The organism is Acinetobacter sp. ANC_7588 (assembly GCF_056783995.1).
Map to the genome: position 1 here is coordinate 1 of NZ_JBWYIU010000030.1, position 1,202 is coordinate 1,202.

1 protein-coding gene is annotated in these 1,202 nt (G+C 45.4%); it reads right to left on the minus strand.

The annotated features are described in order from the left end of the window. The gene (gene tuf, locus AC1M9J_RS14735; RefSeq protein ID WP_481592547.1) at nucleotides 1–1,191 is read right to left on the minus strand and encodes an elongation factor Tu; all 1,191 of its coding nucleotides are present in this window, start codon (nucleotides 1,189–1,191) and stop codon (nucleotides 1–3) included. Nucleotides 1,192–1,202 lie beyond the last annotated feature (11 nt).

Sequence of the window (1,202 nt, forward strand, 5' to 3'; positions counted from 1 at the left end):
TTATGCAGTTACTTTAGCAACAACACCAGCACCAACTGTACGACCACCTTCACGGATCGCAAAACGTAGACCTGGGTCCATTGCGATTGGGTGGATTAATTCTACTGACATTTCTACGTTGTCACCAGGCATAACCATTTCAACGCCTTCTTGCAATTGAATCGCGCCAGTTACGTCAGTCGTACGGAAGTAGAACTGTGGACGGTAACCGTTAAGGAATGGAGTGTGACGACCACCTTCTTCTTTAGAAAGTACGTATACTTCCGCATCGAATTTAGTGTGTGGCTTGATCGCACCTGGTTTAGAAAGTACTTGACCACGTTGTACGTCTTCACGCTTAGTACCACGTAATAAGATACCACAGTTCTCGCCCGCACGACCTTCGTCTAGAAGTTTACGGAACATTTCAACGCCAGTTACTGTCGTTTTAACTGTGTCTTTGATACCTACGATTTCAACTTCTTCGCCTACTTTCACGATACCAGCTTCTACACGGCCAGTTACTACTGTACCACGACCAGAAATAGAGAATACGTCTTCGATTGGCATTAAGAATGCTTTATCAATAGCACGCTCTGGCTCTGGGATGTAAGTGTCAAGCGCTTCAACAAGAGCAACAACTGCATCTTCACCGAACTGACCAGCTTCACCGTTAAGTGCAGCAAGAGCAGAACCACGGATAACTGGAGTGTCATCACCTGGGAAGTCATAAGTAGAAAGAAGTTCACGAACTTCCATTTCAACTAGCTCAAGAAGCTCTTCGTCGTCTACAAGGTCACATTTGTTTAAGAATACAACGATGTATGGAACACCTACTTGGCGAGAAAGAAGGATGTGTTCACGAGTTTGTGGCATTGGACCATCAGTCGCAGCACATACAAGGATCGCGCCGTCCATTTGAGCAGCACCAGTAATCATGTTTTTAACATAATCGGCGTGGCCCGGGCAGTCTACGTGAGCGTAGTGACGAGTTGGAGAATCGTATTCTACGTGTGATGTATTAATTGTAATACCACGTGCTTTTTCTTCTGGTGCAGAGTCGATTGCAGCGTAGTCTTTAGCTTCACCACCGAATTTCTTCGCACATACAGTTGCGATAGCAGCAGTTAAAGTTGTTTTACCATGGTCAACGTGACCGATTGTGCCCACGTTAACGTGTGGCTTATTACGTTCAAACTTAGCCTTAGCCATGAGATCTTCCT

What these genes read in the sequence shown, in the direction of transcription:
- tuf (WP_481592547.1), bottom strand. Translation starts at nt 1,191, where the DNA reads ATGGCTAAGGCTAAGTTTGAACGTAATAAGCCACACGTTAACGTGGGC.